The organism is Mesorhizobium muleiense (assembly GCF_900099905.1).
Taxonomy (GTDB): domain Bacteria; phylum Pseudomonadota; class Alphaproteobacteria; order Rhizobiales; family Rhizobiaceae; genus Mesorhizobium; species Mesorhizobium muleiense.
This window is the reverse complement of the sequence record NZ_FNEE01000001.1, coordinates 323,111-337,612: the sequence shown is the minus strand read 5'-3', so window position 1 is coordinate 337,612 and position 14,502 is coordinate 323,111. Positions and strand designations below refer to the sequence as shown.

Below are 14,502 nucleotides of genomic sequence, written 5' to 3'. Positions count from 1 at the left end.
CATGCCGAACGCCAACGCCAACGATAGCGGGCTCTCTCACCTGACATCTGCGCAATGTCTTTGAACCCATTGGTCTTCTTGAAGATTCCGGTTCAAGCTAATTCAAGCCTCGCAATGGCCAGTCGGCCACGCCGGTTCAAGAATCCCGGACGGCAAGGCACTAGCTGCATCTTGCGAGCGGAGCCTGGCGATCTTTGCCTGGGCTCCGCAAGCCTGTTACAACCAGGAATCAGGCGGCGGCTTGGAGGGCACGTTGGTTGACACCACCCTCGCCCAACCCGGTCAGCGCTTCGTCTGTCGCGACCTCTTCCTTGAGCGTTGCCTTGAGAAGGGCGGCGACATCGGCCTTTCCCATCTGTTCCGCCCAGGCGACGAGAGTGCCGTACCGGGCGATCTCGTAATGTTCGACGGCTTGCGCCGCTGCGACCAGTCCGGCATCGAGCGCAGGAGCACCGTCATAGTCTTCGAGGATCTCGGAGCCTTCTTCAATGATGCCGTCGATCGCCGGGCAGGTCTTGCCGCGTGCCGCCTTGCCAAGTTTCTCGAACACCTCCTCGAGCCGGTCGACGTGAACTTCCGTCTCCATGCGATGTTTTTCGAAGGCAGCAGTCACTTTTTCCGACTCCGCGCTTTTGGCCATTTTCGGCAGCGCCCTCAGTATTTTCTTTTCGGCGTAGTAGAGATCTTTCAGCCCGTCGAGGAACAGGTCCTCAAGGCCCTTGGTTGTCGCTTTCGCAGCTTTCTTCGCAGTTGCCATGGTCGTCTCCCGCTGAGGTTTGGAGCTAGCCTCCCTAACTGGGAAGGCGACCGATAACCCCACCGGCCGGCAACAAGTTCCCTGATGATTCGAGCCGCTGGAAATTTTTCGCCTCAGGCCGCGCAGGTGCTGCAAGGCTTACGCTGGCGAGACGGCGGTGCGAGCAAATGGCTTCGCCAGCAATCGGCTCAATCGATCCGCTTGATACGGCCCTTGTCCAGACGGAACACTCCGTCCTGGCCGCCCTGCCTCTCAAAATCGGTAAGCAGATCGTCCCAGGTCCCGAGGAATTCGCCACAGTCGTCGCAAAAGATCCGGTCGGCAGGACCGGCGTCGGCCGGAATCCTCAGCCTTATCGTCAAGCAATAAGGGCATTCCAACTGGTGGTTAAGATACTGTGTGGTCATCGACGACAGCAAGAATGCACTGGAAACGTGGCCCCTGCAACCTGCTCGCGCCGGGGCAAGACGCTTGCATTCATTATATGCCGTCTTTGGTCGGAGGCCAGCCAGACTGGGCAGTCGGCGGAATGTTGTCGGAAGTCACCTCACCCCGCTTGAGTTTTCGAATGGCCTCATTGGCTTCGAGTTCATCGAGGCCGGAAAGCGGCATGCCGTCAACCACGACGGCTTCCTCGCTCTCGTTGTCATAGACTTCCCACAGGCCGTCCGAATTCTGTCGTTTGTTGTAGATGGTTGGCATGGCCGCTCCCCCATCGATACCGCTATTGAACGCGTGCTACCCACTCCAGAGCCTGGGTCTTTTCGTCCGCCGGGAACACCCGCGCCTCGATCTGCGGGAACAGTGCGCCCGTCATTTCGGTAGCTGCCTTGATCCACTGTTTTTCGGACACCACTGCGGCACGCTGGAAGCGGTGGAGTTCGCCAAGTTTGCTCAAGCCGTACTGCAGATCGCGGCGCAACGCGTCGCCCGTCATGTCCTCCAGATCGGTAAGGTCGGCCAGGATGCCGATCTCTTCATGTTCGCTCAGTTTCTCTTCGATGGTCGGGATGATTTTGTCGTAGTCCTCCGCGGTCACGGTACCGGCAACGCGAAATGCGGCGACATTCTCAGGAGCAGAAATAACCTCGATCACTTTTTCCTCCTTCGGATTGGTTTTCGGGATCATGCCGAACAACTCAAGCCGCCGACGGATGTTCCCTGGTCCTAAGCGTTTTTAGACACTAACCCACCGCTTTCCTTGGCGGCTCCCGGGTCGCATGCGTGACGACGGTATAGCGCGTGATCGGACCCTCATCGGGGTCTTCTCCCTGAAAGTGAACGTCGGCGTTGTCAGGCAACCGGCTGGTATTGCCGAACGTCTTGACCGCGGACGCACGCACCAGTTGGATGTCCGGGTCCTGCTTCATGATCTTTATTGCCGCAAGCTCGGCCGTGCTGCTGCCGCCAATGCGCCAGCTGGCCTCGAGCACACCGGATCGCCAGATACCCGACGAATCGACACCCTGGCCGATATCGTAGTTGCGCCGCGAGGCGAAAAATCCAGGATACTCAGCCATCGCCGCGTCATAGGCTCTCGCCTGCGCAATTGCCGAAGCCAGTGCGCGGGAAAGCCTTAGGTCTTTGAGAGCTTCCCATCCGCCGCGCACGACAATGAGGTCCGACCCGCCATAAACGGATTGTCCCGCATTATCGGTCGTCGTCGTTTGAGTGCCGTAGTAGGCGACCATGATTTCGTCGATCTCGGTTCTGCCAACACTCACAGTGACGACGTCACGAAGGTCGGCTTCGAGCACCAGACCGTACTCGTCCAAGTCGGGGGAGCGGTATCGCTCGAGCAGTCTCTCGACGTCAGCGACCGTGCGAACGATGTGCTGGTCCTGGCCTCGCGAGGCAAGCGGTGGCTTGAGCCGGGCCAGCCCATGCCTCAGCAGGCGTTGCGCTGCTCGCAGCGCATCGTGCCGCGAAAACACGGTGTAGCCAGGCAATACTGCGGCGGCGACAGTTCTGCCGAAGCCGGTTGACCATTCCTTCGGTCGCTCGGCCAGGTCGTCGACCAGTTCGTGGGTTATCGCCTTGGTGGTCGCGAATCGCCAAGGCACCACGCCGCCGAAGAGGTCTTGCGGCCCGTTGATACCCAGCCGTGCCGCATCGCTGGCAAGCAAGCTGTCGTCCGGCACGAAGTACAAGCGCCCGCCATTGCCGCTGCTGCGGCCTAGACCCTGCCGGAAGGCAAACCCCTTGAGGGTGGCAATGGTGCGGGCGACGGCAGCTATGGCTTCCCGCTCGTGAGCGTAGAGAGGCTCGCAGCCCGGCGCGGAGAATGCGATCACGGTGCCTTTTGGCTGGCTCGGCTGAGTGCCTCTGTGCTCGGTCATCTCGCTCGTTCCGGTGCTTCCTCGTTATGGCCATTGGGCGCCGATGTTGCGGTCGCTACGCGCCCTGCCCCGGGAGAACGCATCAGATGGCAGAAACGTTCAGCCCGGCTTGGCAGGCTCGCCGCCTGCTGCGTCTTTTCGAACGCGCTGCTGCGGTGCAGAACTTTGATCGCCGAGGGACAGAGGGGGGCGCGAAGGATCGCTACGGAGCGCTTTTATTCTGAGCCGCTGCATTCTTGGGCTGACGTCACGGAATGGATCCCAGGGGCTGCGCGCGGCGCTTCGCTCCTTGCTCCGCCTAGGATGACGAAGTGGAGGGGTGCCGGCGTCGGCTTGCAAGGATGGCGGAAAGGGTGACCGGGCGAAAATCACAGCTGTCGACGCCGGCGTCGTACTGGCGCGTGACCGGGCTCAGCCTGCCGTGGGAATGGCCATGCAGATTGATCGATTTCTTGCCGATCTGATTCCAGGTGCGGAAAGGATAGTGGCAAAGGATCAGCAACCTGCCGTCTATCGTCAGTTCCTTGTAATGCTGTGTGCTGGCCCAACCCGCAGCCTCTATGGTCGCCGCGCCATCGTTGTTGCCGATAATCAGATGCTTCTCGCCATGAAGAGACGACAGCAGCGATGCAACGAATTCGGTCGATCCCCTGGCAAAGTCGCCGAGATGCCAGAGCTCGTCATCAGGGCCGACGGTTTCGTTCCAGAGCGAAATCAGCGCTCGATCGTGTTCGGCCAGCGAGCCGAACGGGCGGCGATCGATGCGCAGAATGCGGGGATCGCTGAAATGTGTGTCGGCCGTGAAATAGATCATGGTCGTTCACAGCCTTTGCGGACGTTGTCCGAACCTCGCCTTCCCGCAATTAACATTTGAGGTGGCCAACAAGATCAGACGCGGCTAACATACTCCTCGCTTTGGAGAGTGTCGTGCGCACGAGACGTTTCAGAAAGCCAATTGTCGTTCAACCCGGTCGGATCGATCGTGACAGGGTTGTCTTGTCTGTCTCCGATGCGGCTGAAGTTCTGCTGAAGGACTGGCCGACGCCAGCGTCCAAGACGCGACTGGCTGCAATCGCAGCCTGCCTTGCTGTTATCCGCGGCGAAAAGCCGCCAAGGGTCGCACGCCAGGCGTTCATCGTCGCGGCCAAGGACGCGAGGATCCTGCTCGGCGAACAAATCTGATTCGTCAAGACCCTGCGAACCCTTCCGTTACCTCAGAGCGTCACGACGATGCAGAACGTTTGACGGCAGAGCGAGGCGCCCCCCTCTGTCCTGCCGGACATCTCCCCCACTTGGGGGGAGATCGGCTGTCATCTTTGATTTCGCCAATCGCCAACCTCGAAAAAGAGGCGCTGTCGGCGGAACTGCCAATCTCCCCCCTTGTGGGGGAGATGTCCGGCAGGACAGAGGGGGGCGCGAAGGATCACTGCGTATCAGTACTATCCGGAGCCGCCGCGAGTTGCTTAGACAATCGCTCGATCCCAACCGCCATAGTGCTGGTCGCTGCGCGTGCCGCGCGGCAGGCTGAGCACGATCAGCGCCAGACCGATCGCAACGTCCGCCACCATCGCCGGGGTTTCACCGCCGGCAAGCACGAAGGGGGACACCGCGATCCATGCGCCAAGCACGACATTGAGGAAGCGCAGCGGCCGGACCACTTCGGCCATGGCCGTGACTGCGACCATGATAATGAGACAGCCGACGACGTGATCGCTGAAGTAAAGCGGTGGCTGCGTGCCGAAGATCAATGGCGTGGTCATCAGCAAGGCGCCAAGCAGCGTGCTTGCTGCCAGCGTCCACGGGAAGCTGACGCCGCCGGTGACAAAGTCCTTCAGCACCTCGAAAACCGGACGGTCGAGATCGGCGCCAGGCGTCTGATTCTCCGACAGCGCCGGTCCGCCCATCCAGAAGGTACGCCAGAACGGCTCGCCTGCCCTCGTCGCGCCCCAGAGATACTGGATGGTCGCCAGCACCTCGTCGATGGAGTAAGGGATCAGCACCACCGTGACGGCGGCCTGGAGAATGCAGAGCGTGCACAGCGCGCCAATCAGCGGTGGCTGGATGATGATGAAGGACACACTGACCACGCCAAGCGGAACGATCAGCAAGCCGAAGAGGAGCACCATCCACGGCATGGTGCGCCAGCGCCGTCGGTCGCCGATCGCGCCGGCGAGGATATCGAGGCAATAGGCGAAGGCGCCGAGCCCGGCATCGGCGATTGGAAAGCCCTTCGAGACCCATGACGTCACCACCGCCTCGCTGCCGTTGCGCACCGGCGCGCCGCCGGGGCCGAAGAACGGATCCCACAGCCCATCCGCGTGGCCCATCTGGAAGGCGGCGAGATAGCGCGAGACGAACAGGCCGACGAAGGCCAGCGCCACGATCGGAATCCGCTGCGTGAAGGTCGATGGCGAATAGGTCCAGCCCAGCGGAATGTCGTCGTCGGCCGCCAGCGCGCGGCGGCTGATGCCAGGGGTCGGCGGGATCATCACCGCAAAGGCGACGATCAGCATGCCGACGAGCGTGTCGATGGCATAGGCGGCGGCGCTGGTCGTCCAGAACAGCAACGGCGCCAGCATCACCCAAACTCCGAGCGACGCCGTGATCCACTGCACCCAGCGCCAGCGCCGGGACATGCCCATCAACGCAAAGGCCGTCACCAGCAGGCCGGAAACGATCTCGCTGACGCCGAGGCCTGCGTTGCGCAATTGCGGCTCCGCGACAGCGTGCCCCAGAGCGGGCGGCATTGCGGCTGTGACGGGATCGAACAGGCCAGTTGTCATTGGCGAGGTGACCAGCCACAGCCCAAGCGCAGCGTTGGTCATCGGCGCCCAGAGCGTCCTCGACCGATGCCGTTCTATCGCCGCTTCGACGTCTTCCTTGCTTCGCTCGAGCGGTCCCTTGAGGCGCCTTTCGGCCTGCTCGATCTCGGGGTCCGAAGCCGCGACAACGGGCGGATCGAGCTTGTTGACCGCGTACCAGTCCGTGGGGTCCTGCTTCAGCCGGCGGATCATCTCCGGCAGAGTGTCCAGCAGATTGTGTCTGGGCGCCCAGCCCAGCAGGGTTTTGGCCCGCGAAATGTCGATCTCGTAATGATCGTCCGAGTTCTCGATCATCCACGGTTTGATGTCGGTGTCCTGGTCGAGCACCTCCGTCTGCACCCACGCGCCGAGCTTCGTCAGTTGCTTCGGCAGCGCCAGGGTACGCCAGTCCTCGCCATGGATGAGCCGGCCGATGCGCTTCTGCATCTCCTCGTATGACGGTGTGTCTTCTTCGCCGATCAGAAGCACGGTCTCGGCCGGAAGTTCGGCGCGCCGGTCGACGGTGCGCACCACCGCATCGACGAGATCGTCCTTGTGAAGATAGGGCTGGCCGGCGGTGATATCGCCGGCGAACAGATAAGCGGTCGGCAAGCGCTCGAAGATGCGGGCGATCTGCTGGGCAATAAAGGCCGCCCGGCAGTCTTCGTCATAGACGCCGGCGAGCCGCAGGATCACCGTCTTGATCTGGCCGCGCTCCCGCGAAATCAGCGCCTCGGTTTCGGCTTTCGATCTTGGGTAGGCCCAGGCCGGGTCAAGCGGCGAGTCCTCATTGATTTTCGCGCCCTTCTCCGGGCTTGGCGCATGGACGAGAAGCGTGCTGGAGAACACGAACTGTTCGCTCTCGACCGCCGTCAGCGCCTTCAGGAGCCGGCGCGTGCCCTGCACGGTGACGGCGTCATATCTGGGGTTGTCCTCGCCGGTCGTGTCATAATAGGCGGCAAGATGGACGACCGAAGCGATGCGGCCGCCGCTGCGCTCCCGTGCCGCCTGCACAGCCCTGCTCACGCCCTCATCGGAGGTGAGATCGATCTCGATCGTCTCCATGCCGGCGGGGGCATGCTTCGGTTTTGCGACATCGAGGCCGATGACGCGATAGCGATCGATCAAGCCTCGCGCGATCGCCTGCCCCAGGAAGCCGCTGCTGCCGGTGACAAGAACCGTCGGAAGAGTGGTGCCGTGATTTGCCATGGTCAGGCCCGACCCCGTTGGAAGAGCGGCCCGATGGCGCGATGCGCTTTGGCCTTGCTCGGCTCGCCCGGCAACTTGGAACTGGATTCATTTCGTTTTGACCTGCCCAGGATCATTGCCTCGGCCTTTGCGGGGGCGCGAGATGATCGAGGAACCATCGCGTGGCGTGCCTGACCACTTCGTCCAATGTGCCCGGCTCCTCGAAGAGGTGGCCGGCACCGTCGATAATGATCAGCTGTTTCTCGCCCTTCAGCGCGGCAAGGGCACGCTGGTTCATCCCGATCACCGGCCCGTCCAGGCTGCCGACCAGAAGCAGTGTCGGGGCACGCACGGCCGGCAGCGCATCCATCGCCAGATCGGGCCGGCCGCCGCGCGAGACGACAGCCGCGATAGCTGCATCCGGGCGTGCCGCGGCCACCAGCGCGGCTGCGGCGCCAGTGCTTGCCCCGAAATAGAGCGGAACAAGCCTTCTGGTACGGGCTTCGGCAGCCGCCCAATGCGTGGCCAGCGCGAGCCGCGATGCGAGCAGGTCAATGTCGAAGACGTTTCGCCTGTCGCCTTCCTCGATCGACGTCAACAGGTCGACGAGAAGGGTCGCCAGTCCGGCCTGCCGAAGTGCAGCGGCCACGTGATTGTTGCGCGGACTGAGCCGTCCACTTCCGCTGCCATGAGCGAAGATGACGATGCCTTGCGCACCGTGCGGCACGCCCAGCAGCCCGACGAGCCCGCCGGGCTCGATCCTGACCTCCTCGACCTCTGTCATGGCGGTTGCCGGCATCGTTACACTCCAAAGGGAGGATCGCCGCAGAGGAACTGCGCCTCGCACCCACTCAGTGCGTTAAACACTGGCATGGCGGAAATGTTTCCGGGGAAGGTCAGAAAAAATATGGCCTCCATCCGGAGCGACGCGGCGCAGACCCTGGGATGCATGCCGTTACCTCAGCCGAGGAATGCAGCTGACCAGAAGAAAAGCGCTCTGTAGCGATCCTTCGCGCCCCCCTCTGTCCTGCCCTCTTTGCCCAAGACTCGGCATCTCCCCCACGAGGGGGGAGATCGGCAGCTTCGCGGGCAGCGTCCTTTTTGCAAGGTTGGTGGTTGGCGAAATCATTGATGAAGGACGATCTCCCCCCAAGTGGGGGAGATGTCCGGCAGGACAGAGGGGGGCGCCTCGCTCTGCCATCAAAGGTTCTGCACCGTCGTGACGCTCCGAGGTACTTCGCTCTTGCTTCGCCCTGGGATGACGAAGGCATGGTGGCCCGGTGCCGCAGGCCGGGCGGCAGCCCCCGTCAGGAACTGGCGCCGCTGGTGGATGGCTTGTCGGCATTCCATTCCGCCTTGCGTGCCCGCGCTTCCTCGAAGATCAGCTTGAACTCCCGCATCATCGCGCTCTCAATGGCGAATGCACGGCTTGGCACGGCGCCGGGGTCTTCCTGATTGTTCTGGAATTGAAAGCGGGCTTCCAGTTCGGCCCATATTCGCTCTGACTTGTCGGGGCCGGCAAGCAGCGCGACGACCAGCGCCAGAGTCTCTCGCTGGGCATTGAGCCGACCCTCGATCTCTTCATTCGTCAACTCGGACATGTGGGATAGCTTCCGGTTTCAGGCGAAACGGCAAAATCGCATCCTTGTTCCGGAATTCAGCTCGTCGGCTCTCAGAGAGAGCCTACTGCTCCCTGAAAGCTCGCTGGATCTGATCCGCCAAAGGTTTCACGAGATAGGACAGCATGGTGCGGTTGCCGGTCGAAAAGAACACCTCGACAGGCATGCCTGGCGCCAGGGCCACGCCCTTGAGCCGGCTAAGCTCTGTGCGCGGTAAAGCAACATGCACGGTGTAAAAGCCGGTGCCTGTTTTCTCATCGACATTGAGGTCGGCGGAAATCTTGCTGACCGCACCATTCAGTTCCGGCGTCGTTTGCTGATTGAATGCCGACAGCCGCAGGGTCGCGCCTTGCCCTGGCGTCAACTGATCGATGTCTTGCGGAGCCACGCGCGCCTCGACGGTCAGGTCGTCCGTCACCGGGACAATCAGCATGATGAGCTCGCCTGGAGATATAACGCCACCGACCGTGTGCACGCCGAGCTGATGAACGACACCGTTCTGCGGACTGCGTATGTCGATGCGTTTGAGCTGATCTTCGGCCGAAACCTTGCGCTCGACGGACTCGGAGATCTTTGCCTGGACGTCTCGCAGTTCGCTTGCCACTTCGCTGCGCAAATCCTGGTCGATCTGGATGATCTGCAAACGGATTTCGGAGGTACGACCCTTCGATTGCGCTATGGCCGCAGTCAGTTGCCCGTGCTCGCCTTTGAGCCGCACGGCATCGCGTTCAAGCGCAGTTATGCGATCGATCGAAACCAGCTTGCGTTGCCAAAGTCTGCGCATGCCTTCGAGCTCAAAGCCGATCAACTTGATTTCCTGGCTCTTGGCATCTCTTTGCTCGGTCAGGCCGGAAACCTCTTCGGCAAGCTGCGCAATGCGCTCCTGCAACTGAGCCTTCTGACCGGCGCGTGCCTGTCGGCGAAATTCGAACAGAGATTGCTCGCCGGCCATCGCCCGACCAATCTCGGGGACATCCTGGCGTGACACAAGCGAAGCTGGAAAGACGATGCTTGCCTTGCCGTCGCGCTCGGCCTCAAGGCGAGCCAGCCGCGCCTCGAATTCATCCAGGCTCTTCGAGACGATCGCCAAATTGGCCCGGGTAATGGTCTCATCGAGGCGGATCAAGACCTTGCCCGATTGCACGGCATCGCCTTCCCGGACGAAGATTTGACCGACAACGCCACCCGTCGGATGCTGCACCTTCTTGACGCTGGAATCGACAACCAGCTTTCCCGAAGCGATGACGGCCCCGGAAATCTCGGTGACGGCAGCCAAACTCCCCGCCCCGCCAACCAGCAGGATGCAGGTTGCGACACCGCCAAGCAGATAGCGTCGAATGGTGCGATCGGCCGCGAATATCATGCGTTGCGCCATCAGGATGCCGTCTCTTCTAGTCCGGAAACGACTTTCAAGGGGACGCCCGCTGGGCGGGTTATCTTGTTCAAGATCTCATTTTTTGGACCAAAGGCCTGAATACGGCCGTTCGCCATCACAAGAACCTGATCCAGGCTGGCAAGCGCGCTCGGACGATGTGCGACCACGACGGCTATACCGCCTCGCGCGCGAACAGCTTGGATCGCCACCGTCAACGCCGCCTCGCCTTCCGCATCGAGGTTGGAGTTAGGCTCGTCGAGAATAACCAGAAACGGGTCACCGTAGAGAGCCCGGGCAAGCGCCACCCGCTGCCTCTGGCCAGCCGAAAGCGCCGAACCGGCCTCGCCGATGCGCGTCTCGTAGCCTTCCGGCAGGTGGATGACGAGATCATGAACGCCGGCCGCGCGCGCAGCCGCCAGTATCTTGTCCGAGGGCGCTTGCGGTTCGAAGCGCGCGATGTTCTCGGCAATGGTGCCGTCGAACAGTTGCACATCCTGAGGCAGATAGCCGACATGCTTGCCCAGTTCTTCCGGCGACCACTGGTCGAGCGTTGCGCCGTCCAGCCTGACGGTGCCGCGGATTGGCAGCCATATGCCGGCAATTGCCCGAACGAGCGATGACTTGCCCGAAGCGCTTGGCCCGACGATGCCGAGGCCGACGCCCTGTTCCAATGCAAAGGTGGCGTCCTGCACGACCATCCGGCGCTCACCCGGCGGTGTGACACTGATACTTTCGACCGAAAGAGCAGATCTCGGAGCAGGCAGCGAGACACTTGTCGCAGTTTCGGGAAGCAGGACCAAAAGCTGGGTCAGCCGAGCCCAGGCTTGGCGGGCGGTGACGAAGCCCTTCCAGTGGGCGATAGCCAGTTCGATCGGTGCGAGCGCCCGGCTCATCATGATCGAACTGGCGATCATGATGCCGCCGGTCGCTTCCTGATGGATGACCAGATAGGCGCCGATTGCCAGGATGCCCGATTGCAGCATCATGCGCAGGATCTTCGCGATCGTTGCGAGCGTCCCGGCAAGGTCGCTGGCCGTTGCATTGGTGTCGAGATAGCCGGCATTGATCCCTGACCAGCGCTCGGCGATGCGCGAGCCAAAGCCCATGGCCTGCAGAACCTCGGCATTGCGACGTGTCGCTTCGGCAAGTGTATTGCGCGCTGCCGCTTGACTGTTTGCCTTTCTGGCGGGCTCTCGCGTGCGTATTTCGGCAAGCAATGCCAGGCTGAACAGAATGACCACGCCGGCCAGCGCCGTCATGCCGATCCAGAAATGGAACAGGAAGCAGATCAAGAGGTAGAGCGGCATCCACGGCAGGTCGAAAAGCGCGGTCGGACCGGCGCTCGACATGAACGATCGCACCTGGTCAAGATCGCGCAAGGATTGAAGGCCGTCGCCTGCGAGCTTGGTTCGCAGCGGCAGACGCATGAGGGCGGCATAGACCTGTCCGCTCAAGCGCGCGTCCAGCGCCATCCCGATGCGCACCAGCAAACGCGACCGGATGAGTTCGAGAACGCCCTGAAAAACGAAAAGTGTGCCGGCAAACACGGCGAGCCCGACGAGCGTCGGCACGCTGCGGCCGGGTATGACACGATCATAGACCTGCAGCATGAAGAATGAGCCGGTCAGCGCCAGGACATTGACGACGCCGCTCATCAACGCAATTCCGGCCAACGCTCGCCGGAAGGAAGCCAAAACCGCCGCGAGTGTCGTTCGCGGCGGCTCGGGTGGAATGGGATGCGACGTCGGCTTCACGTCAGTTCCAGTTCGGTTTCAGGCGGCAATGGCTGCGCCCGAAATCAGGCCTGATGACGAACGTGTCGGTGCCGAGCCCATCTGTCAAATGTTAGATAACCCAGTCTTGCAACGCATAGGCATGGATGTAGTCGATCTGCATTTCCGCAGGCGTCGCAAGCTCGTCGGCGGGCTCTCCTGCTTGGCCACCAATCCCCATATTCACCAGCATATACATCGGGTCGTGCATGTCGGCAGGCGTTGCGGCACGAGCGACTTCGACGTCGTCGAAATACCAGACGAGTTCGTCTTCTGTCCAAAGCACGCCATATGTGTGGAACCCTTCGGTATCCGCGGCATAGGCCGTCGTGCCTACTGTTGTATGAGTTCCCGTCGCGTTCGAGTGGCCTGTCAGGATGAGCTTGTTTGGATCTTTACCGAACATCTCGATGACGTCCAGTTCCGGTGGCCAGGAGCCGTCCGCCGGGAGAAGCCAGAAGGCCGGCCATGCCCCTTGTGTTTCGGGCATGTCGGCGCGAATTTCAAAATAGCCGTAGGTCTGCGCGAAGGATTCGTAGGTCGTCAGCAACCCTGACGTGTATTCGTAGTTATTTATGTAGGGACGAATCGCCTCAGGAGCCCGGGCGGCGGTAATGGTGAGAACACCGTCCTCAATGCTGAACGGATTGACGGAGCGGGTCGGGGCGTAGTCGGTATCGATGTACCATTGAAGATCATTGTTGCTCGTGAGCGTGCTGCCGTTCGCGGCCCCCCACCAGTAATTCGAATCCCAGGTGCCGCTCGAGCCGTTCCACAGGTCCAACGTATCGAACTCGTCCGAAAAGGTGAGTTCCAGGGCCGACCTGTCCACGGCCAGCTTGAACTGGCTTTCAGTGAAATCGCCGATGGTCTTGTTGTTGAAGACGAGAAACTCGCCGTCGGACAGATTTAGCCGGACGTTGGCTCCCGACTGCACCATGTTGGCGCGCACCTCTTCGAAGGAGGTGAAGCCGTAGCTCCCGACGCGAACCGTATCCGTCGCGCCAAGGTCCAGGATTAGGTCACTGCCGTTGCCGGGGTTGACGACGAAAATGTCCGCCCCGGATCCGCCCTTGAGCACGTCATCGCCCTGCAAGCCGTCGAGCGTCTGTTGGCCGGAGCCGCCGGTAACGATGTTGTTCAGCTCGTTTCCGAAAGCATAGCGCTTGTCGCCGGTGACCGTCAGGTTCTCGAAATTCGCCGGGAGCTTGTAGCTCATCCAGGTCGAGATGGTGTCCACCCCTTCGCCGGACAGCTCGACCGCCTTGTTTTTCGCGGCATACAGATAATAGATGTCGTCGCCTTTGCCGCCACGCATTGTGACGGTGACGGCAGCGTCGCCATACATCGAGTCGTTGTATGTGCTGCCATAAAGGGTCGGGCCGGAATTCGTCGCCGAATACCACCTTGCGGAGGAGCCGCTGTAGGCAAGTGGAACGCCCTTGGCGTTCAGAACCGTGGCCATCCCGGTGTTTTCTCCTTTGTCTCGCTCGATAGCAGCCCTAACATCTATCGACGGCAAAAGTAGCCAGTACTTTTTCACTTTCCAGTTCGGAAGGTTACCAAATGGTTATCACGTAGTGGGAGCACTTGCCGGGGAGCTTCACTGCCTCGAGTGCATAAGGTTGGGCCACTGCAACATGATCGAAGATGTGGTGAGGCAGATCGAGACCGACTCTCACCGCATTTTGCATCTCGAATAGCATTAACGCTGACCGGTGATGAAGAACTGCTAGTAGACCTTGAAAGCGCCCGCATCGGCTCGTGCATCGACATCGGTGATCAGCATGTGCCCCGGCGATACCGTGATCGAGGTCGCCAGCTCGGCACGAGCAAGCGCATCCTGTGCGGTGATGCTGCTGGCCCAGAATACAGCGACCTCCCCGTCCATGATTTTAACCGCATCGCCCCAGTCGGGAGCCATCAAGTCGGCTATTCCGATGACCGTGGGATCTCCGACATGGATGGGAGAGCCGTGGGCATGCGGGAAGCGTGCGGTGACGGCGCGAACCCTGTCGACATCGCAACGGCTTATCGGACGCATCGAGACGACCATTTCGCCACCAAACGGTCCGACGCGGCACGTCTGAATCCTGGTTCGAAACTTGGGCGAGGCCTTGCCGCAGCCGATGCGGCTCAGTTTCTTTTCGGCAAGTGCAGCTTCGACGGTCAGCGAACTGCCGAGCGCGAAAGCGGCAAAATCATCCTGCCACAGGTCGATGATGTCCGTCCTCCGACGGGTCAGCTCGCCGAAATGATAGATGTTGTACTGGGGGGCATCGGTGCGGATGTCGATGTCGCCCAGCGCTGGGATCAATGGGCTGCCGGAGCGATTGACGCCGACCAATGGACAGGGTTTCGGGTTGCGGATGCAGAACTGGTGGAAATCGCTGGCAAAGCTGCGCGGCACAATCACAACATTGGCCTGGAGCTTGCCATGCGCCAGCCCCCCTGTATGCCCCTCATAGGCGCCCATTCTGACAAGCCTGCGTAGCCTGTCCGCATCGACCAGTCGCAGGTCCTCGAAGATCGGTGAAGTGGTCAGGCGAGCCATGGCTTCCGGTTCAGAGACAAGTCGGGAGGGCGTAAGATCGTTGGCGGCTCGGCTGCTTGTCAAATTGTCAGAATCTTTCCTCAACGATAAATTGTAT

Annotated in this window: 14 protein-coding genes; 1 reads left to right on the top strand and 13 read right to left on the bottom strand. The window is 61.3% G+C overall.

Annotation, left to right across the window (positions count from 1 at the left end):
* Positions 1-229: 229 nt before the first annotated feature.
* From BLT09_RS01460 to BLT09_RS01435, 6 genes are all read right to left on the bottom strand, one after another.
* Positions 230-757 carry a YciE/YciF ferroxidase family protein gene (locus BLT09_RS01460; protein ID WP_091590185.1) on the bottom strand — a complete coding sequence of 176 codons (528 nt, stop codon included), beginning with the start codon at positions 755-757 and terminating at the stop codon, positions 230-232.
* Between the two features lie 188 nt (positions 758-945).
* Positions 946-1,119, bottom strand: coding sequence for a hypothetical protein (locus BLT09_RS01455; protein ID WP_167366265.1), 174 nt, complete (start codon positions 1,117-1,119; stop codon positions 946-948).
* 118 nt (positions 1,120-1,237) lie between these two features.
* Positions 1,238-1,459, bottom strand: a complete 222-nt coding sequence (locus BLT09_RS01450) for a hypothetical protein (RefSeq protein ID WP_091590181.1) — start codon at positions 1,457-1,459, stop codon at positions 1,238-1,240.
* A gap of 22 nt (positions 1,460-1,481) precedes the next feature.
* Positions 1,482-1,886, bottom strand: coding sequence for a SpoIIAA family protein (locus BLT09_RS01445; RefSeq protein WP_139172476.1), 405 nt, complete (start codon positions 1,884-1,886; stop codon positions 1,482-1,484).
* Between the two features lie 55 nt (positions 1,887-1,941).
* A complete protein-coding gene (locus BLT09_RS01440) occupies positions 1,942-3,096 on the bottom strand; it encodes a DUF3182 family protein (RefSeq protein WP_091590178.1) in 1,155 nt (384 codons plus the stop codon).
* Between the two features lie 298 nt (positions 3,097-3,394).
* Positions 3,395-3,910: a metallophosphoesterase family protein gene (locus tag BLT09_RS01435; protein ID WP_091590176.1), complete on the bottom strand. Its 516-nt coding sequence runs from the start codon at positions 3,908-3,910 to the stop codon at positions 3,395-3,397.
* A 113-nt stretch (positions 3,911-4,023) separates the two neighbouring features.
* Here BLT09_RS01435 and BLT09_RS01430 point away from each other — a divergent pair, with 113 nt between their 5' ends.
* Positions 4,024-4,278, top strand: a complete 255-nt coding sequence (locus tag BLT09_RS01430) for a DUF982 domain-containing protein (RefSeq protein ID WP_091590175.1) — start codon at positions 4,024-4,026, stop codon at positions 4,276-4,278.
* Positions 4,279-4,559: 281 nt separating this feature from the next.
* On the opposite strand, the gene BLT09_RS01425 is transcribed toward BLT09_RS01430, so the two are convergent.
* The 7 genes from BLT09_RS01425 to BLT09_RS01395 form a co-directional block, all read right to left on the bottom strand.
* Positions 4,560-7,106 carry an NAD-dependent epimerase/dehydratase family protein gene (locus BLT09_RS01425; protein ID WP_091590173.1) on the bottom strand — a complete coding sequence of 849 codons (2,547 nt, stop codon included), beginning with the start codon at positions 7,104-7,106 and terminating at the stop codon, positions 4,560-4,562.
* Between the two features lie 112 nt (positions 7,107-7,218).
* The gene (locus BLT09_RS01420) at positions 7,219-7,884 is read right to left on the bottom strand and encodes a dienelactone hydrolase family protein (RefSeq protein WP_091590172.1); all 666 of its coding nucleotides are present in this window, start codon (positions 7,882-7,884) and stop codon (positions 7,219-7,221) included.
* Between the two features lie 508 nt (positions 7,885-8,392).
* A complete protein-coding gene (locus tag BLT09_RS01415; protein WP_208602466.1) occupies positions 8,393-8,686 on the bottom strand; it encodes a hypothetical protein in 294 nt (97 codons plus the stop codon).
* Positions 8,687-8,768: 82 nt separating this feature from the next.
* Positions 8,769-10,079, bottom strand: a complete 1,311-nt coding sequence (locus BLT09_RS01410; protein WP_091590170.1) for an HlyD family type I secretion periplasmic adaptor subunit — start codon at positions 10,077-10,079, stop codon at positions 8,769-8,771.
* Positions 10,079-11,833: a type I secretion system permease/ATPase gene (locus tag BLT09_RS01405; RefSeq protein ID WP_280141122.1), complete on the bottom strand. Its 1,755-nt coding sequence runs from the start codon at positions 11,831-11,833 to the stop codon at positions 10,079-10,081. The genes BLT09_RS01410 and BLT09_RS01405 overlap by 1 nt, the downstream gene beginning before the upstream one ends.
* Before the next feature lie 91 nt (positions 11,834-11,924).
* On the bottom strand, positions 11,925-13,316 hold the full coding sequence (eglC, locus tag BLT09_RS01400; RefSeq protein ID WP_091590169.1) for an endo-1,3-1,4-beta-glycanase EglC: 1,392 nt from the start codon (positions 13,314-13,316) through the stop codon (positions 11,925-11,927).
* Positions 13,317-13,583: 267 nt separating this feature from the next.
* Positions 13,584-14,405 (bottom strand): D-glutamate cyclase family protein, encoded by an 822-nt coding sequence (locus BLT09_RS01395; RefSeq protein ID WP_091590167.1) that lies wholly within the window; start codon positions 14,403-14,405, stop codon positions 13,584-13,586.
* Positions 14,406-14,502 lie beyond the last annotated feature (97 nt).

Coding starts and splice junctions, on each gene's coding strand:
- BLT09_RS01420 (WP_091590172.1), bottom strand. CDS start 7,884: ATGCCGGCAACCGCCATGACAGAGGTCGAGGAGGTCAGGATCGAGCCC.
- BLT09_RS01410 (WP_091590170.1), bottom strand. CDS start 10,079: ATGGCGCAACGCATGATATTCGCGGCCGATCGCACCATTCGACGCTAT.
- BLT09_RS01450 (WP_091590181.1), bottom strand. CDS start 1,459: ATGCCAACCATCTACAACAAACGACAGAATTCGGACGGCCTGTGGGAA.
- BLT09_RS01435 (WP_091590176.1), bottom strand. CDS start 3,910: ATGATCTATTTCACGGCCGACACACATTTCAGCGATCCCCGCATTCTG.
- BLT09_RS01440 (WP_091590178.1), bottom strand. CDS start 3,096: ATGACCGAGCACAGAGGCACTCAGCCGAGCCAGCCAAAAGGCACCGTG.
- BLT09_RS01395 (WP_091590167.1), bottom strand. CDS start 14,405: ATGGCTCGCCTGACCACTTCACCGATCTTCGAGGACCTGCGACTGGTC.
- BLT09_RS01445 (WP_139172476.1), bottom strand. CDS start 1,886: ATGATCCCGAAAACCAATCCGAAGGAGGAAAAAGTGATCGAGGTTATT.
- BLT09_RS01415 (WP_208602466.1), bottom strand. CDS start 8,686: ATGTCCGAGTTGACGAATGAAGAGATCGAGGGTCGGCTCAATGCCCAG.
- BLT09_RS01460 (WP_091590185.1), bottom strand. CDS start 757: ATGGCAACTGCGAAGAAAGCTGCGAAAGCGACAACCAAGGGCCTTGAG.
- eglC (WP_091590169.1), bottom strand. CDS start 13,316: ATGGCCACGGTTCTGAACGCCAAGGGCGTTCCACTTGCCTACAGCGGC.
- BLT09_RS01425 (WP_091590173.1), bottom strand. CDS start 7,106: ATGGCAAATCACGGCACCACTCTTCCGACGGTTCTTGTCACCGGCAGC.